Source organism: Haladaptatus sp. CMAA 1909, from assembly GCF_043952005.1.
In the GTDB taxonomy this organism is placed as follows: Archaea; Halobacteriota; Halobacteria; order Halobacteriales; family Haladaptataceae; genus Haladaptatus.
In genome coordinates this window covers 3,229,397-3,249,134 of sequence record NZ_JBIOAV010000001.1, presented here as the reverse complement: position 1 = coordinate 3,249,134, position 19,738 = coordinate 3,229,397, and the positions used below count along the sequence as shown (strand labels likewise).

Genomic DNA, 19,738 nt, shown 5'->3' with positions numbered 1-19,738 from the left:
ATTAAAGATAGCGGGATACGTGATATCACGCGTTTCAGCTCCCCTATCCCCACAACCGCTATTTCCTGTCGAATGGCCGTCGTTCAAAGCGCGTTCTTTCGACCCAGCACGTCGTGGAGTTCGTTCATGTGCGAGACGATGGTGTCACAGGCGGGTGCGACGGCGGGTTTCGGTTCGAATCCGACGGCCAACCCCGCAACCTCGAGCATCGGCAGGTCGTTCGCGCCGTCGCCGATTGCCACGGTGTTCACCATGTCCACGCCCAGTTCCTCCGCGAGCGCTTCGAGCGCGTCGTCCTTCGTTCCCTCGATGAGCGGTCCCTCCACTTCGCCCGTCAGTTTCGTTCCGTCGTCCAGCAACCGGTTGGCGACGATGGTGTCCACCGAGACGCCCTCGCGTTCGAGCGCGTCTTGGACGCCCCATTCGAACCCGCCGGTCAGGATGGCGACGTGGGTGCCCTTCTCCTCCAGTTCGCCGAGGATTTCGGCGGCACCGGGCCGGAGCGTCACCTCAGAGAAGGCGTCCGCCGCCTTTTTCACCGGCAACCCTTCGAGGAGGGCGGCCCGTTCGCGGAGGCTCTCCGCGTAACTGAGTTCGTCGTTCATCGCTCGGGCGGTGATGTCCGCCATCTCGTCGGCCGCACCGACCTGTTTCCCGAGGAGGACGGTCATTTCCGAATCCGAAAGCGTTCCGTCGAAGTCGAACGCGACTAGCGTCATTCGAACCGAGATTCGTGCTTCGGGTTGTTAAATGAGCGTGGTGGGCGTGGAAATTGCCGGAGATGTGAACGAATCGAGCGTGATGTGGTCGAATTCGGCCCGTTCTCGGCGAACTACTCGGGAGCGATGCTCGCTTCCTGGGTCGGCGTGGTGGAGGGCGCGATTGCGACGGTTCGCCGGGTGACGCGCCCGGTTCGAATCGGAAAGACCGTCCATCAAGAGAATCTCTCGTTCGAATTTCGTGTGTGCTGGAATAGTTGAACGTGGGTGACTGAACGATGACAAGACATATGGTAGTTCTCGCAACATCTCTCAAACGTTCTATATGAGTTCCGATAGCGACATTCCGATAGACCCCGACGATTCCTCGGGACCGAACATCCCGGACATCGACCTCCGAAGTATCTTCAGCAACACGCTTCTCATCGCCCCCGTCATCGTTCTCATCGCCGCTCCGGTGGTCGGATTCCTCTCGTGGACGCCCACCGAAGAGGGGAACGTGCAGGTCGTGAAAAAGTGGGGTGCCGCGACGGGAACGGTGTTCGAACCGGGTGCCCACTTCATCAACCCGATTTCACAGGACACCGTGTCGCTCTCCACGCGTCCCCAGTCCTACACCATGTCCAGCCAGCAGGGCGAAGGGAGCAAGTCCGATACCGACGACTCCATCACCGTCTTGACCGAGGACGGACTCCGCGTGGACATCGACATCACCGTCCGATATCGCGTAGATGCGGGACAGGCCGTGAAGTTCTACAAGAACTACCGGACGCTCGGGTCCGCGGAGCAGCGACTCATCCGCCCGAGCATTCGGTCCGTACTCCGTACCGAGGCGGGTGCGCTCCCCGTGACCGAAATCTACACTGGAAAGGGCCAGACGGAACTGAAGCAGGCCGCCCAAAGCGCCCTGAAGAAGGATTTCGCCCGCGACGCCCTCATCCTCGAAGCGGTCCAGATTCGAAAGGTCAACCTGCCGAAACAGTACGAACAGGCGGTCGAACAGAAGGAGATCACGAAACAGCGCCGCCAACAGAAGAAGAACGAACTCGAAGTCGAGAAACTCGAAGCCGACCGGAAGAAAATCGAGGCGAACGGGGAGGCGGAAGCGAACCGCATCCTGAGTGAATCGCTCGACCAGAAGGTCCTCACGCAGCAGTACATCGACAAACTCGACGACACCGATACGGTCTACATCCCGGTCGGCGATGACGGCTACCCGCAGTTCGTTCGGAACGTCGGCGGGTCGAACGACGATTCGTCATCGGGGTCGTCCACCAACTCGACGAACGCCTCGGCCTGATGGCGAACGGCGCCACGACCCGATTGACGAAGTGGGTCCTCGCCGCGGTCGGATTGGCCTTGCTCGCGATTCTCCTCGGCGTCGTCGTCCGGTCGCTGGTGAGTTGGAAAGCGATCCTCCTGCTGTGCGTCGTTCTCCTTCCGGCGGCGTTTCTGTCCTACCGACTCAGCCGAGCGGAACGTGCGTATGACCGTGGACGATACGGCGTCGGACGCCGCGTCGTGACGGGGCGAATCACGCTCGATGACGAGGGGTGTGGCGTCTGTGGCACCCGCGACGAAAACGGTGTTCGGCGGCGGTTCGTGAAGGAACTCGTCGTCGATGGCGTCCCGATCGCGCTGGTCGAAAGCGGACACAACGACTACTGTCAGGCGTGTTTCGAGGCCGAATCGGAGGAAGACGATAGGAGGAGCGGAACGGAACGGGAGGAAACGGAGCGACCGACATCCGGCCGACGCGAGCGGAACGAGTAGCGCCACCGACTGGGGATTCTCGCCGACCTGACAGCATGTTTTCAAAAGTGAAAATAAGAAAACATATTGGCAATCTTCGCTGTGAGAGAAAGGGTTAACGGGTGTGGGGTGTATTCTCTCCAGCAATGAAGGTTCTCGTCACGGACCCCATCGCGGACGCGGGTCTCGACCGACTTCGCGAAAGCGGTTTCGAGGTAGAGACGGCCTACGACGTAGAAGGCGACGCATTATTGAACGCTGTTTCTGACGCAAACGGACTCATCGTCCGCTCCGGGACGGACGTCAACCGCGACGTGTTCAAGGCCGCATCCGACCTCGTCATCGTCGGACGCGCGGGCATCGGCGTGGACAACATCGACATCGACGCCGCGACGGAACACGGCGTCATCGTGGCGAACGCGCCGGAGGGCAACGTCCGCGCCGCCGCCGAGCACACGGTCGCGATGGCGTTCGCCGCCGCACGCTCGATTCCGCAAGCACACGTCCGAATGAAGGGCGGCGAGTGGGCGAAGGGCGACTACCTCGGAACGGAACTGAAGGGCAAAACGCTCGGTATCGTCGGCCTCGGCCGCGTCGGACAGGAGGTCGCCAAGAAGCTCGACAGCCTCGGCATGGACCTCGTCGCGTACGACCCGTACATCAGCGAGGACCTCGCAAGACAACTCGGCGCGGAACTGGTCGAACTGGACGACTGTCTCGAACGAGCCGACTTCCTGACCGTACACACGCCGCTCACCCCCGAAACGGAGGGCCTCATCAGCACCGAGGAACTCGCACAGGTCGAGGGCGGCTATCTCATCAACTGTGCCCGCGGCGGCGTCGTGGACGAAGACGCGCTCGCCGAAGCGGTGGGAGACGGCATCCTCGCAGGTGCCGCACTGGACGTGTTCGCCGAGGAACCCCTCCCCGAAAACAGCCCGCTGCTCGACGAAGATGACGTCATCCTCACGCCCCACCTCGGCGCGAGTACGGAAGCCGCACAGGAGAACGTGGCCACGAGTACCGCCGACCAAGTGGTCGCGGCCCTCCGCGAGGAACCGGTCATCAACGCGCTCAACGCGCCGTCCGTCGAGGAGAGCGCGTTCCCCCGCGTCCGTCCGTACATCGAACTCGCCGAGACGGCGGGGAAAATCGCCACGCAACTGCTCGACGAGCGCATCGAGCGCATCGAAGTGAACTACGAGGGCGACATCGCCGAGGAAGATGTTGACCTCGTCACCGCCAGTGCCCAAAAGGGCGTCTTCCAGCCGCTGGAATGGCAGGTCAATGCCGTCAACGCGCCGCAGATCGCGGAGGAGCGCGGCGTCGAAGTGACCGAGAGCAAGACCCGACAGGCCGACGACTTCCAGAGCCTCATCTCCGTCACGGTCGAGAGCGACGACGAGGAGATTACGGTCGAGGGGACCCTCTTCGCCGACGACGACCCGCGAATCGTCCGCATCGACGGCTACCGCGTGGACGCCATCCCGCACGGGCACATGGTCGTCGCCCGCAATCAGGACAAACCCGGCGTCATCGGATACGTCGGCACCGTCCTCGGCGAACACGACGTCAACATCGCGGGCATGTTCAACGCCCGCGAGAACAACGGCGGCGAGGCGCTGTCGGTGTACAATCTCGACAGCGAACTCAGCCCCGCGGCGAAGGAGGCGCTCGAAGCGGACGAGCGCATCATCGAAGTGCGAAGCATCGAGCTAAACGGAAACTGAACCGCGGTCGCTGGCAGCGAACCTTTTTATACGAAGACGGGGGCAAAACCGGTGTGGATGAAAGACGTACTGACTCTTTGGCAGTTTCCCCTGCCGCGAAAGCCGGACTCAAGTAGTCGCCGTCCGACGTTCGAGACGTGTCGGACGACCAAGGAACCGTGAGCACGACGGGGGGAACGGCTCCAGCGGAACGATATCCGAACGAGGGAGAATCCCACTCGGAGCGACTGCTTTCGGGCTACACGGGGCGACTCCTGCTGACGGTTTCGCTCGGCTGGACCGCGATTCAGGCGGGGCGGCTCGTGCTCTCGCCGATGCTCCCGACCGTCATGGAGAGCCTCCGTATCACGGAAGTACAGGCGGGATTCGCGCTCACGTTGCTGTGGGGCCTGTACGCGCTCGGGCAATATCCGAGCGGTCGCCTCTCGGACGGTCTCACGCGAAAAACGCTACTCGCCGCCGGACTCACCCCGCTCGTCGTCGGGTTCGTCACCCTCGCCAGCGCGCCGACCTACTCGGTATTTCTCCTCGGCGCGGCGCTGGTCGGGACGGGCGCGGGTCTGTATCCGACCCCCGCCCGTGCGCTCATTTCGGATCTATTCGTCGCCAAGCGTGGCAAGGCGTTCGGGTTACACACGTCGTCGGGGGACACCGGCGGGGCGGTGGCGGCCGCGCTCGCCGTCACGGTGCTCGCGGTAGCGATGTGGCGAGCGGCGTTCGCGCCCGTTATCGTGGTGCTCGCCGTCGTGTTCGTCCTGCTCCACCGGTGGAGCCGCGAAGCTTACACGCCCCCGTCTTTCTCCCGAGCGACAGTCGCGGCGGCCGCAAGGGACATCGGCGCGACTGCCCGCAGGCTCGGCGACCGGAAGACGACGGCGATACTCGTCGCCTACTCCCTGTTCGCGTTCGTCTGGCAGTCGTCCGCCGGATTCCTCCCGACATTCCTCCAGGAATCGAAGGGATTCTCGGCCGGACTCGCAAGTGCCGGGTTCGCCGCCATGTTCGTCGTCGGCGCGCTGGTGAAGCCGATTTCCGGGTCGCTCGGCGACCGGATATCGCGTCCCATCGTCGCCGCCGGATCGCTCATCGTGGCGACGGCCGCCCTCGCGGGACTCCTCGCGGCGAGCAGGACGCTCGTCGTCGCGTCGTGCGTCGTGATTTTCGCGGTCGGGCTGATGGCCTACCCGCCCGTCATGCAGGCGTATCTGATGGACGTGTTTCCGGACGGGAGCATGGGCGGCGACCTCGGCGCGACGCGAACCGTCTACATCGGACTCGGCAGCCTCGGCCCGACGTACGTCGGGTTCGTCGCCGGGCGCTCGGGATACGAAACGGCGTTCGCCGGACTGCTCGCGTGTCTGCTCGTCAGTGCGACTATCGTGTTCCTGCTGGCGCGGATGGGACGAAAATAGCGGGTTCCGAACACCTACAGCACGTCGAGGACGTCGTCCGTGTCCGCCGGAACCGGTTCCGGTTCGACGCCCGCCGCGGCCGCCGCGTCGGGATCCTTGAGGAGGTGGCCCGTCGTCAGGCAGATGACGTTCTCGTCCGCCGAGATTTCGCCCGAGTCGCGGAGTTTTCGGAGGCCGGCGATGCTCGCGGCGCTCGCGGGTTCGACGCCGACGCCGTCTCGCGCCAGCGCACGTTGCGCGTCGGTTATCTCCTCGTCGGTGACGGAAATCGCGGTGCCGCCCGTCTCCCGAATCGCGGGAAGCGCCTTCGGGGAGTTGACCGGATTGCCGATTCGGATGGCGGTCGCGATGGTTTCCACCTCGTCCCAGCGCCGCACCGCGTCGGCGTCGTTCTCGACGGCTTCGACCATCGGGGCCGCGCCTTCGGCCTGTACGCCCGTCAGGACGGGAACCTCCTCGGGCGTGAGTTCTCCGGCGGCGACGAGTTCGCGGAACGCCTTGAACAGCGCGCTGGTGTTTCCGGCGTTGCCGACGGGGAGGACGATTCGGTCCGGGAGTTTCCCCGTCTGGTCGCGGAACCCCTCTATCATTTCCAGCCCGATGGTCTTCTGGCCCTCCAGTCGGAACGGGTTGAGCGAGTTGAGGAGATAGGCTTCACCGCGGTTGGCGAGGTCCGAAACGATGTCGAGACAGTCGTCGAAGTTGCCGTCCACTTCGAGGATTCGAGCGCCGTGGAGGCTGGCCTGTGCGACCTTTCCGGCCGCGACTTTTCCGGCGGGGAGGAGGACGAGGATCTCGGTTCCGGCCCGTGCGCCGTAGCAGGCGAGCGCCGCGCTGGTGTTTCCGGTACTCGCACAGGCGAGGCGGGAGACGCCAAGTTTCTCGGCGACTTTGACGCCCAGCGTCATGCCGCGGTCCTTGAAACTCCCGGTCGGGTTCATCCCCTCGTGTTTGACGCGGAGCGCGTCGACGCCGACTTCCTCCTCGATGGTGGGTACCTCGTAGAGCGGGGTGTTGCCCTCCTCGATGCTCACCCCGGATTCGACGGGCAGGGCGTCGGCGTAGCGCCAGACCCCGCTCCCCTCGAAATCGTCGAACGTCGGGTGGTCGGCGTAGCGAACTTCGAGCAGACTGTCGCAGTCGGGACAGCGATAGCGAATCTCGTCGAACGGCGCGCCGGTCCACTCGCAGTCGATGCAGGCCAGCCATACGCCGTCGTCAGCGTCGTCGGGCACCGGTGCCGTCGGATTCGAGAGCGTCAGGTTCATTGAGCGGGTGGATGGGTTCCGAGGTGAAAAAGGCGCGGACGGTGGCAACGCTGGCAGTGGCGGTCACCGCTGCTCCGAGGCCGAAAGCTTCGACGGCAGGACGATTACCGGGCGTTTCCCGCTCGAATCGAAAGGAGACGACAACTGCAAGTCGTGCGGAGCGGTTCGACGGTTCGCGAGAAACGCTACTCCGATTCCACTTTCCGAACCAGTCGAGAGCTTTGAACCACACCGTACTCGTCGTCATCGAACTGAATGAGTGCGCTGTCGCGATAGTCGGTCCCCGAATCCGTGGGATCATCGCTCGGCAGCGAGAGCACGAACTGGCCGATTTCGATAATCCTTCCTTCTTCCATTTCGTCATCAACTGCGCTCCGTCCCTGGATTTCTACGCGGTCGCCGCGTTCGTATTCTTCTATATTCGACATGGTAAATCCACGATTTGAGAATGAATAGTTCTATGGGGCGATTGTTGATATAAACGGAGGCAGAGAGGACGACCCCTTCGACGGTCGGGCCGACTGGAATTCGTCTTTCCCCCTCGTTCGTGGCCCTTACTCGACCATCGAGTACCGAATCACGTCCGTATCCGAGCCCACAAGCGGTCTTTTCGAGCGGTTCGCCGAGGAGTGGCGAGAAGGAACAACGTCACAACGAAAGCACGAGGTCATCATCGTCGTCGCGCTGGAACTCGGTTCCGAATGCCGAGGAGAGCGCGTCCATCCGCTGGATGCTCCACGTTCCCGCGTAGTGTTCCGCCTCGTGGACCGCGAGGTCGTAGATTTCCGTCGGCCGGAGCAGGAGTTCGGAGAGTTCGCCGTCCGTGACGCCCACCTCGAAGAGAAAGCTCCGGTCGTTGTGGTGTTCCGAATCGGTCGCGTAATCGTCCACGAAATCCCCCGTATCGTAGAGGACGAGGGTTTCGTCCGCGACTTCGACGCCCTGAAAGACGTGTGCGCTGTGGCCGTGTACGATGTCCACGCCTTCCTCCGCCAGCCAACTGGCGAATTCCCGGAACTCGACGATGGGTTCGGTCCGCATGTTCGGACCCCAGTGGAGCGACGCCACGAGGAGGTCCGGGTCGGCCTCTCGGGCGCGTGCGAGCGATTTGCCGACGAGACGCACCGCCTGCGGATGGGTCACGTCGAAGTTCACGTACGCCGTCCCGACCTTGTCGGGTTTCGCCGCGAACTCCGGCGTGTTGTCGGTGAACGAGACAAACGCGATGTCGAGGCCGTCCACGGTGACGAACGCCGGAGCGGTGGCCGCCTCCAAATCGGCACCGGCACCCGAATGGGCGATTCCGGCGTCGTCGAGGTACCGAATCGTGTCGGAGAGCGCGTCGGGACCGTAGTCGAGGACGTGGTTGTTCGCCAGATTCACCCAATCGACGCCGACCGATTCGAGCGCCGGAATCGCCCAGTTCGGGTCGGCCCGGAAGTGAAACGGGCGATACGTGTCCGTCCACGGCGTTCCGCCCGCCGAGAGACAGCATTCGAGATTGATGAACAGGCCATCGAGCGCTCGGAGGGTGTCTTCCATGTTCCCCCAAATTCCGGCGGCGCTCCGCTCTTTCTGCCGTTCGTTTATCAACCGTCCGAGCATCACGTCCCCCGCAAAACCGAGTCGAGTCATACTGTTTCCCCCCGGTGTACTTGGCGTGACACGGGCAAAAGGCTACTCGCCTACCGGGCAGCAGTTGTCCTGTTCGCGGTCGTTTCGGAGTCGCCTACGACGACGTGCGATACGGGGCATTCGCCAGCGCCGCCCGGCGCTGGCTACGGTTTTTCGGCGAGGAAGGCGAGGAGCGCCTTCTGTGCGTGAAGCCGGTTTTCGGCTTGATCCCACGACAGCGAGCGGTCGCTTTCGAGGACGGCCCCGGTTATCTCCTCGCCGCGGTGGGCGGGCAGACAGTGCATAACCGGCATCGAGTCGGGAAGCAGGTCCTCGTTCAGTTGGAAGCCGTCGAACGCGGCCAGTTTCGACTCGCGTTCGTCCTCCTCGCCCATGCTGACCCACACGTCCGTGTAGACCACGTCCGCGTCCGCGACCGCCGAGTCCGGATCGTTCGTCACCGCGGGCTTCGGACCGCGGTCTGCCGCCGTCGAGATGGCGGCGGGAGAGGGTTCGTACCCCTCCGGCGTCGCAATCGTCAGGTCGAGACCGACCGTCGACGCCGCGATGGCGAAGGAGTTGACGACGTTGTTGCCGTCGCCGACCCACGCGACCGAGAGGTCCTCGAACCCGCCGAAATGCTCCTGAATCGTCTGCAAGTCGGCGAGGGCCTGACACGGATGGGCGATGTCCGAAAGTCCGTTGATTATCGGAATCGTCGCGTGTTCGGCCATCCCGACCAGACTCTCGTGTTTGAACACGCGGCCCATCACGGCGTCCACGTAGCGCGAGAGTACGCGACCCGTGTCCGAGACGGGTTCGCCCCTGTTGAGTTGCGTGTCATTCGGCCCGAGGAAGATGGCGTGGCCGCCGAGTTCCGTCATCCCCGTCTCGAACGAGATACGAGTCCGCGTGCTCGGCTTCTCGAACAGCATGGCGAGCGTTTGACCGGAGAGGGCGGGCGGCGAGCCGTTTTCCTTGTACTCCGCCGCGAGCGCCAACACCTCGGCCAGCTCGTCCGGGGACAGGTCGTCCACGTCGAGGAAGTGGCGCGTCATGCGCCCACCTCCAGTTTCTCGCAGACGGCGGTCAACACCGAAATCGACCCGTCGAACTCGGCCAGTTCGATGTGTTCTTCGGGGGTGTGGTCGAGCGACGAGTCGCCCGGTCCGTACGTGACGACCGGACAGTCCCACGCGTCGGCGTAGATGTTCGCGTCGCTCGTCCCCGTCTTTCGGAGCAGGGAGGGGTCGCCACCCTGCTCGCGTATGGCGACGCGGAACGCACGGCCCAGTTCCGTCCGCGGACTCGAAAGGGTCGGCGGAATCGGGGTGTTCCACGACACGGTTCCGGCGTCGAGTTCGGCTTCGGCGACCGACTGAATCTCTTCCGCCGTCATGCCCGAGGGGATGCGGAACTGAATTTCGACCGTCGCCTCCGTGGCGAAGCCGTCCGCGGTCAGTCCGCCGTCGAATTCGACGGGTTTTACCGTCACCGACGTCGCCGTCGAGGTTTCGTCGGCGTCGGACTCCGAGTCGAACGCCGATTCGACGGCCGTCACCCACTCCGTCGCATACTGAATGGCGTTCGGTTCCGGACGCGAGGTGTGTACGGACTCCACTCTGACAGAGTAGGTTCCGGTCACGTAACCGCGATAGCCGAGCGTCAGGGCGTCCCAACCGCTGGGTTCGCCGTTGACGACGAATTCGGGGTCGTCCATGTCGGAAACGAGGTGGTGTGCGCCGCGCGAGTTCGTCTCCTCGCCGACGACGCCGACGAAACTCGCACCGGTTTTCACTGCCGCCACCGCCATCGCTGCGAGCGGTCCCTTGGCGTCCACGCTTCCGCGACCGTGGAGGATTCCGTCTTCCAGTTCGACGGGGACCTCACCGGGAACGGTGTCGATGTGCGAAGTCAGGAGAATCCCGTTTCCGGGCGCACGGACGTTGCCGACGTCGTCCATCCGGACGTCGCGCCCGTTCGCTTCGAGGAAGGCCGCGAGTCGCTCGGCGCAGTCCGCTTCCTCGCCCGAAACCGAGGGCGTTTCGACCAGTTCGACCAGCAAATCGTGCGCGTCGGCCCGTGATACTGAATCAGAGTCCATCATCGTTCCCATCATTCGTTTTCTCCCAGCACGTCTTCGAGCGCGGCGACGACGCTGTCGATGTGGTCGACGTCGATCGTCAGCGGCGGCAACAGGCGCAGAACGCTCCGTCCCGCCGGAAGCGCCAGAATCCCGTGTGACAGCGCCAGTTCCTTGAGCAGGCGGTTCGCGCCACGTCTCACCTCGATACCGACCAACAGGCCGTTCCCGCGGATATCGCGGACCGGCAAGTCGGCCGCTTCGAGTTCCGACCGGAGGTACTCGCCCATCTCGGCGGCGTGTTCCGGCAGGTTCTCCTCCACGAGCACCGAGAGCGTCGCCTCCGCCGCCGCGCTGACGACCGGACTGCCGCTGAAGGTCGAACCGTGTGACCCCGCGGACTCGGCTATCCAGTCGGCACAGAGCGTCGCGCCGATGGGGAGGCCGCTCGCCAACCCCTTCGCCGTCGTGAGCACGTCGGGGGTGACGCCGGCGTGTTCGCAGGCCCAGAAGGTACCCGTCCGGCCGAGTCCGGTTTGCACCTCGTCGAATATCAGGGCCGTCTCCGTGTCGGCGGTCACCTCGCGGGCGGCCTGAAGGTAGGACTTCGTGGCCGGGTTGACGCCGCCCTCGCCCTGTACGGGTTCGAGGATGACGGCCGCCGTGTCGTCGTCCACGACGTCAGCTAACTCCTCCTCGTCGCCGTAAGTGACGAACTCCACATCGTCCACGAGGGGTTCGAACGGCGTGCGGAACTTCTTCTTCCACGTTACCGACAGCGACCCCATGGTCCGACCGTGGAAGCCGCGTTTCGCGGCGACGAGTTTCGATTTCCCCGTCGCGCTCCGGGCGAACTTCAGGGCCGCCTCGTTCGCCTCCGTTCCCGAGTTGTTGAGCCAGACGTTTCCGAGACCCTCGGGGGCGACGGCGGCTAATTTCGCGTAGAGGTCGTCGCGGGCGTCGGTGGGATACGACGCGTGGACGAACAGCAGTTCCGCGGCCTGTTCTTGGACGGCGGAAACCACGTCCGGGTGGCAGTGGCCGACCGGTGCGACCGCGTAACTCGCGCCGAAGTCGAGGTACTCGGTTCCGTCCTCGGAGTAGAGGTACGGTCCGTCGCCGCTCGCGATGCGAATCGGCTTCTCGTTGTAGACGAATCCGCTCATGGCGACACCCCCAGCGAAGTGGGTGTAAAGCGCGTTCCGTGTCCCTTCCGCGCCGCCGTAATCGGGTCGTGGTTGTTCGCGTCAGCGACGACGACCGATTCCGCACCGCCTTCGAGGGCCTCCGTCGCGGCCATGACCTTCTTCGTCATGAACCCTTCCGCGGCCGATTTCGCGGTTTCCATCTCCGCCGGAGTGCCCACCCGTTCGATGAGCGTCGTCTCATCGTCGGGGTCTTCGAGGAGGCCGGGAACGTCCGTCAACACGACGAGTTCGCCGCTGAGTGCGCCGGCGATGGCCGCCGCCGCACGGTCGGCGTCCGCGTTGACCGGCGTTCCGTCGTCGGCCAGCATCGGAACCGTCACGACGGGCGTGTAGCCGCCCGCGAGTAGCGTTTCGAGGAGGTCGGCGTTCACGTCCTCGATCTTTCCGGAGTGGTCGCCGCGGCGTATCTTCTTCTTCCCGTTCTCGACCACCCTGACGGCCGACTTGCGCGGTCCGGTTAGGAGCGCGCCGTCGACGCCCGAAAGGCCGATGGCGCGGACGCCTTCGTTTTGCAGGTTCGCCGTCAACTCGGTGTTGAGTTTGCCCGGCATCACCATCTCGAAGACCTCCATCGCTTTCTCGTCGGTGAACCTGCCCATGATGCCGCTGGTGGATTCGACGTACACGGGTTCCTCGCCAAGCGCGTGGAGCGTGTCGTCCACCGCCGTCGAACCGCCGTGGACGACCACGACGTCCTGTCCGTTGGCGGTGAGGTGTGCCACGTCCGACAGCGCGCCGTCCGGGTCGACCGCTCGTGCGCCGCCGATTTTGACGACGACCGGTGCGGGTTCGTCCTCGACGACTCCGCCGTCCGCTCGGAGGCCGTCGTCGTTGTCGTTGTCGATCAGTTGGTCGTGTGCGGCCAGCAACTCGTCGCGGCTGTAGTGGTCGTTCATGGGCTTCCCACGGGATGTAGACCCTCGAAGTTCAATCCGGCTGTTTCCTCGAATCCCAGCGCGACGTTGGCAGCGTGGACCGCCTGCCCCGCCGACCCCTTCATCAGGTTGTCGATGGCGCTGGAGACGACGATGCGTTTGTTGCTCGGGTCGAGATCGAACCCGACCTCGGCGTAGTTGGTCCCGGCGACGACCTTGGGTTCCGGGTAGCGATAGACGCCACTTCCACCGGCCACGAGGCGGACGAAGGGTTCGTCCTCGTAGGCTCCCCGGTAGGTCTTCCAGAGGTCGCCCTTCGAGACGGGTGCGTTCGGGAACACGTGACACGTCGCGGCCGCTCCGCGGACCATGTCCACGGCGTGAGCGGTGAACGACACGCTCGTTCCCAGAATGCCCTCGATTTCGGCCTCGTGGCGGTGGCCCGTCGGCGCGTAGGGGCGAACGATGCCCGAGCGCTCGACGTGGCTGCTCGCCTTGCTCGGCGATGCACCGCCCTCCGAGGACCCGACCTTCACGTCCACGACGACCTGCTCGCCGCCGGAGAGGATTCCGGCGTCGAACAGCGGCGAGAGGCCGAGAAGCGTCGCGGTGGCGTTACAACCGCCCGCGGCGATGAGGTCCGCGCCGGGCAGTTCCTCGCGGGTGAGTTCCGGCAGGGCGTAAACGGCGTCGTCCAGATACTCGGGACAGGAGTGTCCGTCGTACCACTCGTCGTACTCTTCTTCCGTGTCGAGGCGGAAGTCCGCGCTCAAATCGACCACGGTGTCGGCAGCCCCGCGGAACGAGTCGATGTGCTCCATCGAGACGCCGTGGGGCGTCGCCGCGAACAGCACGTCCACGGATTCGAGGTCCGACGGCTCCGAAAAGCGCAGGTCGAGTTCGCGCAGGTTCGGGTGAACCGACCCGAGCGTCTTGTTCGCGTACTCCCTGCTCGTCGCCTGTGTCACCTCGAAGTTCGGGTGCCCCGCGAGCAGGCGGAGCAGTTCCCCGCCGGTGAACCCGCTGGCACCGATAACGGTCGCGGAGAGCGCTTCGCCGCCCGCGTTCTCAGTTTCATCGGAGTCGGTCGCGGCAGCCATCAGGCGACCACCTCGGCGGGAACTTTCGTCTCCAGCCAATCGACCACGGCGGCCGGTACGTCCTTCTCCACCGCGTCGTTCAGCGCTTTGAACTCGACGGTGTGGTTGACCTCGTGGACCGTGTAGCCCGATTCCGTTTCCATCAAATCGACGCCGAGGAGACCGCCGCCGACCGCGTCGCTCGCCTTCTCCACCAGCGATTTCGCGTCGGCGTCGAGTTCGAACTCGTCCGTCTCCGCGCCCTTCGCGGCGTTCGTCAGCCAGTGGTCCGAGTGGCGGACCATCGCGGCGACCGGTTCGCCGTCCAATGCGACGACGCGGATGTCGCGTTCCGGCTTGTCCACGAACTCCTGTACGTAGAAGACCTTGTGCTCGTAGTGGCCGAGCGTCGCCTTGTGTTCGAGGATGGCTTCCGCCGCGGTACGGGAGTCGATTTTCGCCATGAGGCGGCCCCACGACCCGACGACGGGTTTGAGAACGCAGGGGTAGCCGAACTCCTCGATGGCTTCCAGCGCGCTGTCGGTCGTGAACGCGACTTTCGTCTCGGGCGTCGGGACGCCTGCGCCCGCGAGCGCGAGGCTGTTTTTCGCCTTGTCGGCGCACACCTCGGCCGTCTCGTGGCTGTTGACGACGGGAATCCCGTACCCCTCGCAGAACTTCGTGGCGTAGAGGCTCCTGCTCGTCGCCAGACAGCGGTCGACGACGAGGTCGAGTCCCTCGAAGGACTCCGGCGCGTCCGTCAGGTCGAACGTCACCTTACGGACGTCGATTTTCGTCACCTCGTGCCCGCGGTCGCGCAGTTCGGCGAGCAGGAGCTTCTCGTCGAGGCGGATGCGGGAGTAGAGGATGCCGATATTCATGATCGCCACCTATTGTTGTTCACGTCAGCCAGCAAGCTCTGTGAGGTTGCGTTGTTCACGCGAGCACCCTTGTGGGTGCGAGCGTGAGCCAGCGAACTCCGCGAGTTTGCGCTGTGCAATTTACTCCCCCCAGTCCTCTTCGAGCTCCGGTGCTCGGTCGAGGACTGGCGGGTTCACGTCGATGACTTCCAGTTCGACACCGCAGGTACCGCAGTCGATGATTTCGCCCGCTTCCAAGTCGTCGTGCAAAGCCACGTCGGCTCCGCACTCAACGCATTCTACCATTGTACTATCCCGTATCGCCTTACAGGACTTAAATCCATCGTTATTAATTATGAATGAAAGTCGTAGACTGGCGTCTAACGGCGTGAGAAAGGCATACGTCGCGGTTCTGTATTAGTAATCAAGTAATTCCCCACGCGGGGGTCGCGGTAGTTTAGGCATACTCGTTTACCTCCGTCTGGAGCGTCTTTCCGGCCGTTTCAAGCGATTCTTCCAGTTCAGCGACCGCGGCCTCGTCGGCGACGAGCGTCGCCTCGGCGTCGGCCAATGCGGACGCCAGCGAGTCGCTCGCCGGGCCGCCGACCGAATCGCGCATGGCGACGCTCGTTTCCGCGTCGAGCGCCGATTCGACCTCTTCTGGCGCGACGAACTCCGAGAGCGGCGCACCGAGCACGTCTTCCGCTGCCGAATCGAGGGCATCGTAGTCCGCCTCGCCCGCCGTCGCAACGACTTCGTGGGCCGTGCGGAACGGCACGCCACACATCGCCAGCAGGTCGGCGACGCCCGTCGCGGTGGAGAACCCTTCTTTGGCCGCGTCCGCGAGCACGTCCTCGTTCCACGTCGCGGTGGCCACCGCGCCCGCCGCGACTTCCGCCGCGTCGGTCACGGCGTCGACGGCGTCCCACGCGTGTGGGGTCGCGCGTTGCAGGTCGCGGTTGTACGCGCGCGGAAGCCCCTTCAGCGTCGTGAGCAGTCCCGACAGTCCGGAGTGAGTGTCGCCCGCGACTGCACGAGCGAGTTCGAGCGTGTCGGGGTTCTTCTTCTGGGGCATGATGGACGACGTGGACGCGTAGTCGTCCGAGAGTTCCACGAAGCCGCGGTTCGAGTAGATCACGAGGTCCTCGGACACGCCGGAAACCGTCGTGGCGAGGTTCGCCGCCGCCGCGACCGTCTCGACGAGGAAGTCGCGGGTCGAAACCGCGTCCATCGAGTTTTCGAGGAGTGCGTCGAATCCGAGGAGGTCCGCGACGCGCTCGCGGTTCACGTCGAAGGGGGTCCCCGCGAACGCCGCCGCTCCGAGCGGACACTGGTTGATCCTCGCGTAGGCGTCGAGCAGGCGGGCCGTATCGCGAGCGACGGCCTGCTCGTAGGAGGCGAGGAAGTGACCGACGGTCGTCGGTTGTGCGGGTTGGAGGTGCGTGTACCCCGGCATCACCGTTTCCGCGTTCGATTCGGCGACTTCGAGGAGCGCCGAGCGGAGCGCGAGCGTCGTTTCGAGGAGCGAGAGGACGTCCTCGCGGAGGCGATAGCGGATGCAGGTCGCCACCTCGTCGTTGCGACTGCGGGCGGTGTGCATCTTCCCGCCCTCGTGGCCGACCTGTCCGACGACGGCCGTTTCGATGGCCGCGTGAACGTCCTCGCCTTCGGGCAGCGAGGCGTGGCCGTCGACCTCGACGACGTTCAGCGCGGTGAGGAGTTCGCCCGCGACCTCGTCCTCGATGATACCCTGTTCGGCCAGCATCACGACGTGTGCGCGGTCGACTTCGAGGTCCGCCTCGAAGATGCGCTGGTCCGCCGCGAGTGACGACAGGAACCCGCGGGCGGGACCGCCGCTGAAGCGGTCGCCGCGAACGACGTCGCCGTCGCCGCTCCCGCCGTCGATTTCGCTTCCGTTCCCCGTGCCGTCGCCCTCACTCATCGTTCGCGATGCGTGCCTGATAGCCGTGGTATTTCGCGACGCCCGTCGCGTCTTCCTGCTTGATTTTGCCGACCGTCTCGGTGTTGAACGAGGCGGCGTCCTCGGAGTAGACGGCGTGTTCGCTCTCGCGGGCGACCGCACGGGCCTGTCCGCCTTCGAACTTGACGGTGACCGTGCCGGTCACTTTCCCCTGAGTGGTGTCGATGAAGCCGTCGAGGGCGTCCACGAGCGGCGCGGAGAGGAGCCCTTCGTAGGCCTTCTCTGCCCACTGTTGGTCGATGCCCGTCTTGAACGAGCGCTCCTCCTTCGTCAGCACCAACCCTTCGAGCGCCTCGTGGGCGTTCAGGAGCGTCGTCGCGGCGGGGTGTTCGTAGTTCTCGCGCACCTTCAGGCCGAGCATGCGGTCTTCCATCAGGTCGGTGCGGCCGACGCCGTGTTGTCCCGCGAGTTCGTTCAGGTATTCGATGAGCGACACCGCGTCCATCGATTCGCCGTCCACGGCGACCGGTTTTCCGTCCTCGAACTCGATTTCGACGAGTTCGGTTTCGGCGCTCGGCTGTTCCGTCCACTCGTAGATGTCCTCCGGCGGAACGTAGCCGGGATCTTCGAGATTGCCGCCTTCGACGGAGCGACTCCAGAGGTTCGTGTCGATGCTCCAGACGCCCTCGTTGCCGCCCTCGACGGGCAGATCGTGTTCGTCGGCGTAGCCCATCTCCCATTCGCGCGTCAGACCCATCTCGCGCACGGGGGCGATGACCTCCAGGTCAGAGGCGCGCCAGACCGCCTCGAAACGCAACTGGTCGTTTCCTTTGCCGGTACAGCCGTGAGCGATCGCCTCACAGTCGTTTTCCTTCGCCACGTCGAGAATCGCCTCCGCGATGACGGGGCGGGCGAGTGCGGTGCCGAGGGGATAGCTCTGATACGTCGCGTTCGCTTTCACGGCGTCAAGACACTGCTCCGCGAACGCGTCCTTGGCGTCCACGACGTAGTGATCCAAATCCAATGCCTCCGCGGTTTCCTCCGCTTCTGCAAACTCCTCTTCGGGTTGACCCACGTCGACAGTGACGCCGATGACTTCGTCGTAGCCGTACTCCTCTTCGAGGAGTGGGACGCATACTGTCGTGTCGAGTCCGCCCGAGAAGGCGAGTGCAACCGTTTTCATTGTACAAATCGCCAGGGACTACACCTACTTAAATTCTTCTCAAATAGTTGAGAAATAAAGATAGAAGATAGACTAAAGACGAGTTAATCACACGTGAGTGAGTTTTGAACGAACGACCGGTCGGAGTGGAATAGGTATTATTGGGACTGGAAAAGCCCCGGTCGTCGTCGCACGCAAAAGGAGTTGCGGACGGACTCGTCGCTCACCGAAGGGGCGTCCCCGGTATCGCGAGTCCGTGACATTATCGAACCCTTCTGTCCCCCTCCTCTTAAAGCCTTTCGGGACGGCAACGATTGCCATCGGTTCGTCTCCAGCAACCGGAATTTGTTATGTTTCAGTATGAAGTCGAAGGAATGAGACGACTGCCCTCCCTCCTGCTGGTCCTCCTCGTGCTATCGTCCGGTTGTGCGGGGTTCCTCCCGTGGTCCGATTCCGGGTCCACTCGGGACGCGTCGACTACGACTTCGTCCGCTTCGCTCTCACCGCCGCCCGGCGCGAACGGGCAGTGGATATTCGACAGCGAGCGGCTGATTTCGGCTCACGAATCGGCGCTCGAATCGAGGAACTATCGAGTGACCGCTCGTATCCGACCGAAGCAGGATGTCGGGTCGGCGAGATGGATGAACTCGACCCTCGTCGCGCACGTGGGGGATGGCCGCGTGCGAATACGGGAAGCGGGAGAGAGGGTAGTGATGAACGACATAGGAAACCCGTATCGGGGGTACGCGTGGAACGATAGCGAAGCACGGTGTCTACGTGGTGCCGAACGGTGTCAATCCCGCTCCGAGAGGACTCCCAACCTCCTCCGACAACGTATCGGAACCGTCGCTCCACGAATGCAGAACATCCTTTCCAGCGCGGACTTCCTCGCAAAAGGAACGACGGTTCGCAACGGAACTCGGCTGTATCGCTACGAGGCCTCGGGGTCCACGTCGCTTGCGGACGTTGAGACGCTTTCCGCGACCGTTCTGGTGGATGAGCGGGGCATCATCCACGACCTCTCCGGAACGGTTCGAACGACGGGAACACGCTCCGCGACGGTCGAGTTTAGCTATGGGTACGAGTTGGTTTCGAATCCGCCCACGTCCCCAAAGTGGATGGATGGCCGCCCTCGGTTGACGGTCCGGAAGAACGCGAGCGAGTTCACCGTCGAACACCACGGCGGGGAGCGTGTTCCGGCGGGAACGAACGTCTCACTCATTCTCGGAAACGATACGGTCGGCGTGAGTGGTGATGTCACACTCCCGAAACCGCTCGGGAACGGCGACGTTGCCCACATCACTGTCACAGACATCGAAGACACGAACAGTAATTTAAATCGTGTCGTCGGAAACGCCACCGTCAACCGTCCGCCGTCGAGCGAACCGGGGATAGACCACGCCGACTGGACGATCATTATCCGCCTTCGAACGGAGAAGTGGCGGGTTTTCGTCCGAAATACCACGACATCGAACGAGAGCGTCCCGTGAGTTCGCAACGCCGACAAACGCCACCCTGATATTCGTTCCACTGTTCGAATCGAACAGTGTTCAGCCTCAACGTTCCGGTTCCCGGCGAAATCGCTCGGCTCGCGGAGGAGCTACGACCCGCGCTCTACGGGTTCGACACCGTCCGTGACCAGCAGACGCTCGTCGTCAAACGCTTCGGAAACGACGAGAACTACGACCGACTGGAGATGCGGGTTCGGACCGCACTCGTCGGCACGCCCACGTTCGAGGCGCGAATCTCGGGCATCGACCGCTTCGAAACTCCGACCCGCGGCGACGGTCCCGTCGTCTACCTCGCGGTGGAGAGCCCCGGTCTGCAACGGCTTCACCGTGAACTGACCGAGGAGTTCGATGCCATCGAGGGATTGGAAGGCGAGGAGTACGTCCCACACGTCACGCTCGCTCGGGGCGGGGACATCGAAACGGCGCGGCAACTCGCAGAACGGGACATCGACCCTGTTTCGTGGACCGTCACGGAACTCCACCTATGGGACGCGAAGTACGACGAAACCGCCGCGAGGCTCTCGCTCCCGGCCTGATTTTCCCG

At 64.0% G+C, this 19,738-nt stretch carries 21 protein-coding genes; 7 read left to right on the top strand and 14 right to left on the bottom strand.

Features of this window, described 5'->3' with window-relative positions; translation table 11 throughout:
* Positions 1-83 precede the first annotated feature (83 nt).
* Entirely contained in the window at positions 84-719 is a 636-nt protein-coding gene (gene serB, locus ACGYLY_RS17535; protein ID WP_395283409.1) for a phosphoserine phosphatase SerB, read from the bottom strand.
* Positions 720-803: 84 nt separating this feature from the next.
* Between serB and ACGYLY_RS17530 the strand changes: the two genes are divergently transcribed.
* From ACGYLY_RS17530 to ACGYLY_RS17510, 5 genes are all read left to right on the top strand, one after another.
* On the top strand, positions 804-980 hold the full coding sequence (locus ACGYLY_RS17530; protein ID WP_395283408.1) for a hypothetical protein: 177 nt from the start codon (positions 804-806) through the stop codon (positions 978-980).
* Positions 981-1,044: 64 nt separating this feature from the next.
* The gene (locus ACGYLY_RS17525; protein WP_395283407.1) at positions 1,045-2,019 is read left to right on the top strand and encodes a prohibitin family protein; all 975 of its coding nucleotides are present in this window, start codon (positions 1,045-1,047) and stop codon (positions 2,017-2,019) included.
* A complete protein-coding gene (locus ACGYLY_RS17520) occupies positions 2,019-2,492 on the top strand; it encodes a hypothetical protein (protein ID WP_395283406.1) in 474 nt (157 codons plus the stop codon). The genes ACGYLY_RS17525 and ACGYLY_RS17520 overlap by 1 nt, the downstream gene beginning before the upstream one ends.
* Before the next feature lie 125 nt (positions 2,493-2,617).
* Entirely contained in the window at positions 2,618-4,201 is a 1,584-nt protein-coding gene (gene serA, locus ACGYLY_RS17515; RefSeq protein WP_395283405.1) for a phosphoglycerate dehydrogenase, read from the top strand.
* A gap of 137 nt (positions 4,202-4,338) precedes the next feature.
* Positions 4,339-5,613 carry an MFS transporter gene (locus tag ACGYLY_RS17510; protein WP_395283404.1) on the top strand — a complete coding sequence of 425 codons (1,275 nt, stop codon included), beginning with the start codon at positions 4,339-4,341 and terminating at the stop codon, positions 5,611-5,613.
* 14 nt (positions 5,614-5,627) lie between these two features.
* Here ACGYLY_RS17510 and thrC read toward each other — a convergent pair whose 3' ends face one another.
* The 13 genes from thrC to ACGYLY_RS17445 form a co-directional block, all read right to left on the bottom strand.
* Complete coding sequence (gene thrC, locus ACGYLY_RS17505) at positions 5,628-6,881, bottom strand: threonine synthase (protein WP_395283403.1); 1,254 nt, start codon at positions 6,879-6,881, stop codon at positions 5,628-5,630.
* Positions 6,832-7,128 (bottom strand): hypothetical protein, encoded by a 297-nt coding sequence (locus ACGYLY_RS17500; RefSeq protein ID WP_395283402.1) that lies wholly within the window; start codon positions 7,126-7,128, stop codon positions 6,832-6,834. The genes thrC and ACGYLY_RS17500 overlap by 50 nt, the downstream gene beginning before the upstream one ends.
* Positions 7,067-7,309, bottom strand: a complete 243-nt coding sequence (locus ACGYLY_RS17495) for a hypothetical protein (protein WP_395283401.1) — start codon at positions 7,307-7,309, stop codon at positions 7,067-7,069. Before ACGYLY_RS17495 ends, ACGYLY_RS17500 begins: the two co-directional genes overlap by 62 nt.
* Before the next feature lie 220 nt (positions 7,310-7,529).
* The gene (locus ACGYLY_RS17490; RefSeq protein ID WP_395283400.1) at positions 7,530-8,516 is read right to left on the bottom strand and encodes a CapA family protein; all 987 of its coding nucleotides are present in this window, start codon (positions 8,514-8,516) and stop codon (positions 7,530-7,532) included.
* A gap of 143 nt (positions 8,517-8,659) precedes the next feature.
* Positions 8,660-9,553 (bottom strand): ornithine carbamoyltransferase, encoded by an 894-nt coding sequence (gene argF / locus ACGYLY_RS17485; RefSeq protein WP_395283399.1) that lies wholly within the window; start codon positions 9,551-9,553, stop codon positions 8,660-8,662.
* Entirely contained in the window at positions 9,550-10,614 is a 1,065-nt protein-coding gene (locus ACGYLY_RS17480; protein WP_395283398.1) for a [LysW]-lysine hydrolase, read from the bottom strand. The genes argF and ACGYLY_RS17480 overlap by 4 nt, the downstream gene beginning before the upstream one ends.
* Positions 10,611-11,744 carry an aspartate aminotransferase family protein gene (locus ACGYLY_RS17475; protein ID WP_395283397.1) on the bottom strand — a complete coding sequence of 378 codons (1,134 nt, stop codon included), beginning with the start codon at positions 11,742-11,744 and terminating at the stop codon, positions 10,611-10,613. Before ACGYLY_RS17475 ends, ACGYLY_RS17480 begins: the two co-directional genes overlap by 4 nt.
* Positions 11,741-12,682 (bottom strand): acetylglutamate/acetylaminoadipate kinase, encoded by a 942-nt coding sequence (locus tag ACGYLY_RS17470; RefSeq protein ID WP_395283396.1) that lies wholly within the window; start codon positions 12,680-12,682, stop codon positions 11,741-11,743. The genes ACGYLY_RS17475 and ACGYLY_RS17470 overlap by 4 nt, the downstream gene beginning before the upstream one ends.
* Positions 12,679-13,761, bottom strand: coding sequence for an N-acetyl-gamma-glutamyl-phosphate reductase (gene argC / locus ACGYLY_RS17465; protein WP_395283395.1), 1,083 nt, complete (start codon positions 13,759-13,761; stop codon positions 12,679-12,681). The genes ACGYLY_RS17470 and argC overlap by 4 nt, the downstream gene beginning before the upstream one ends.
* Complete coding sequence (lysX, locus tag ACGYLY_RS17460) at positions 13,761-14,621, bottom strand: lysine biosynthesis protein LysX (RefSeq protein ID WP_395284175.1); 861 nt, start codon at positions 14,619-14,621, stop codon at positions 13,761-13,763. Before lysX ends, argC begins: the two co-directional genes overlap by 1 nt.
* A 120-nt stretch (positions 14,622-14,741) precedes the next feature.
* Positions 14,742-14,906 carry a lysine biosynthesis protein LysW gene (gene lysW, locus ACGYLY_RS17455; protein WP_231185630.1) on the bottom strand — a complete coding sequence of 55 codons (165 nt, stop codon included), beginning with the start codon at positions 14,904-14,906 and terminating at the stop codon, positions 14,742-14,744.
* Between the two features lie 151 nt (positions 14,907-15,057).
* Positions 15,058-16,542, bottom strand: coding sequence for an argininosuccinate lyase (gene argH, locus ACGYLY_RS17450; RefSeq protein WP_395283394.1), 1,485 nt, complete (start codon positions 16,540-16,542; stop codon positions 15,058-15,060).
* Positions 16,535-17,704 carry an argininosuccinate synthase gene (locus ACGYLY_RS17445; RefSeq protein ID WP_395283393.1) on the bottom strand — a complete coding sequence of 390 codons (1,170 nt, stop codon included), beginning with the start codon at positions 17,702-17,704 and terminating at the stop codon, positions 16,535-16,537. Before ACGYLY_RS17445 ends, argH begins: the two co-directional genes overlap by 8 nt.
* 353 nt (positions 17,705-18,057) lie before the next feature.
* Between ACGYLY_RS17445 and ACGYLY_RS17440 the strand changes: the two genes are divergently transcribed.
* The gene (locus ACGYLY_RS17440) at positions 18,058-19,173 is read left to right on the top strand and encodes a hypothetical protein (protein WP_395283392.1); all 1,116 of its coding nucleotides are present in this window, start codon (positions 18,058-18,060) and stop codon (positions 19,171-19,173) included.
* A gap of 56 nt (positions 19,174-19,229) precedes the next feature.
* Positions 19,230-19,730: a 2'-5' RNA ligase family protein gene (locus ACGYLY_RS17435; RefSeq protein ID WP_395283391.1), complete on the top strand. Its 501-nt coding sequence runs from the start codon at positions 19,230-19,232 to the stop codon at positions 19,728-19,730.
* Positions 19,731-19,738: the final 8 nt, after the last annotated feature.

Excerpts from the sequence above, each read along its gene's own strand:
- argH (WP_395283394.1), bottom strand. The coding sequence starts at position 16,542 with ATGAGTGAGGGCGACGGCACGGGGAACGGAAGCGAAATCGACGGCGGG.
- ACGYLY_RS17490 (WP_395283400.1), bottom strand. The coding sequence starts at position 8,516 with ATGACTCGACTCGGTTTTGCGGGGGACGTGATGCTCGGACGGTTGATA.
- lysX (WP_395284175.1), bottom strand. The coding sequence starts at position 14,621 with ATGAATATCGGCATCCTCTACTCCCGCATCCGCCTCGACGAGAAGCTC.
- ACGYLY_RS17500 (WP_395283402.1), bottom strand. The coding sequence starts at position 7,128 with ATGACGACGAGTACGGTGTGGTTCAAAGCTCTCGACTGGTTCGGAAAG.
- ACGYLY_RS17525 (WP_395283407.1), top strand. The coding sequence starts at position 1,045 with ATGAGTTCCGATAGCGACATTCCGATAGACCCCGACGATTCCTCGGGA.
- ACGYLY_RS17495 (WP_395283401.1), bottom strand. The coding sequence starts at position 7,309 with ATGTCGAATATAGAAGAATACGAACGCGGCGACCGCGTAGAAATCCAG.
- argC (WP_395283395.1), bottom strand. The coding sequence starts at position 13,761 with ATGGCTGCCGCGACCGACTCCGATGAAACTGAGAACGCGGGCGGCGAA.
- serB (WP_395283409.1), bottom strand. The coding sequence starts at position 719 with ATGACGCTAGTCGCGTTCGACTTCGACGGAACGCTTTCGGATTCGGAA.
- ACGYLY_RS17445 (WP_395283393.1), bottom strand. The coding sequence starts at position 17,704 with ATGAAAACGGTTGCACTCGCCTTCTCGGGCGGACTCGACACGACAGTA.
- thrC (WP_395283403.1), bottom strand. The coding sequence starts at position 6,881 with ATGAACCTGACGCTCTCGAATCCGACGGCACCGGTGCCCGACGACGCT.
- ACGYLY_RS17475 (WP_395283397.1), bottom strand. The coding sequence starts at position 11,744 with ATGAGCGGATTCGTCTACAACGAGAAGCCGATTCGCATCGCGAGCGGC.
- ACGYLY_RS17470 (WP_395283396.1), bottom strand. The coding sequence starts at position 12,682 with ATGAACGACCACTACAGCCGCGACGAGTTGCTGGCCGCACACGACCAA.
- serA (WP_395283405.1), top strand. The coding sequence starts at position 2,618 with ATGAAGGTTCTCGTCACGGACCCCATCGCGGACGCGGGTCTCGACCGA.
- ACGYLY_RS17520 (WP_395283406.1), top strand. The coding sequence starts at position 2,019 with ATGGCGAACGGCGCCACGACCCGATTGACGAAGTGGGTCCTCGCCGCG.
- ACGYLY_RS17440 (WP_395283392.1), top strand. The coding sequence starts at position 18,058 with ATGAGACGACTGCCCTCCCTCCTGCTGGTCCTCCTCGTGCTATCGTCC.
- ACGYLY_RS17480 (WP_395283398.1), bottom strand. The coding sequence starts at position 10,614 with ATGATGGGAACGATGATGGACTCTGATTCAGTATCACGGGCCGACGCG.
- argF (WP_395283399.1), bottom strand. The coding sequence starts at position 9,553 with ATGACGCGCCACTTCCTCGACGTGGACGACCTGTCCCCGGACGAGCTG.
- lysW (WP_231185630.1), bottom strand. The coding sequence starts at position 14,906 with ATGGTAGAATGCGTTGAGTGCGGAGCCGACGTGGCTTTGCACGACGAC.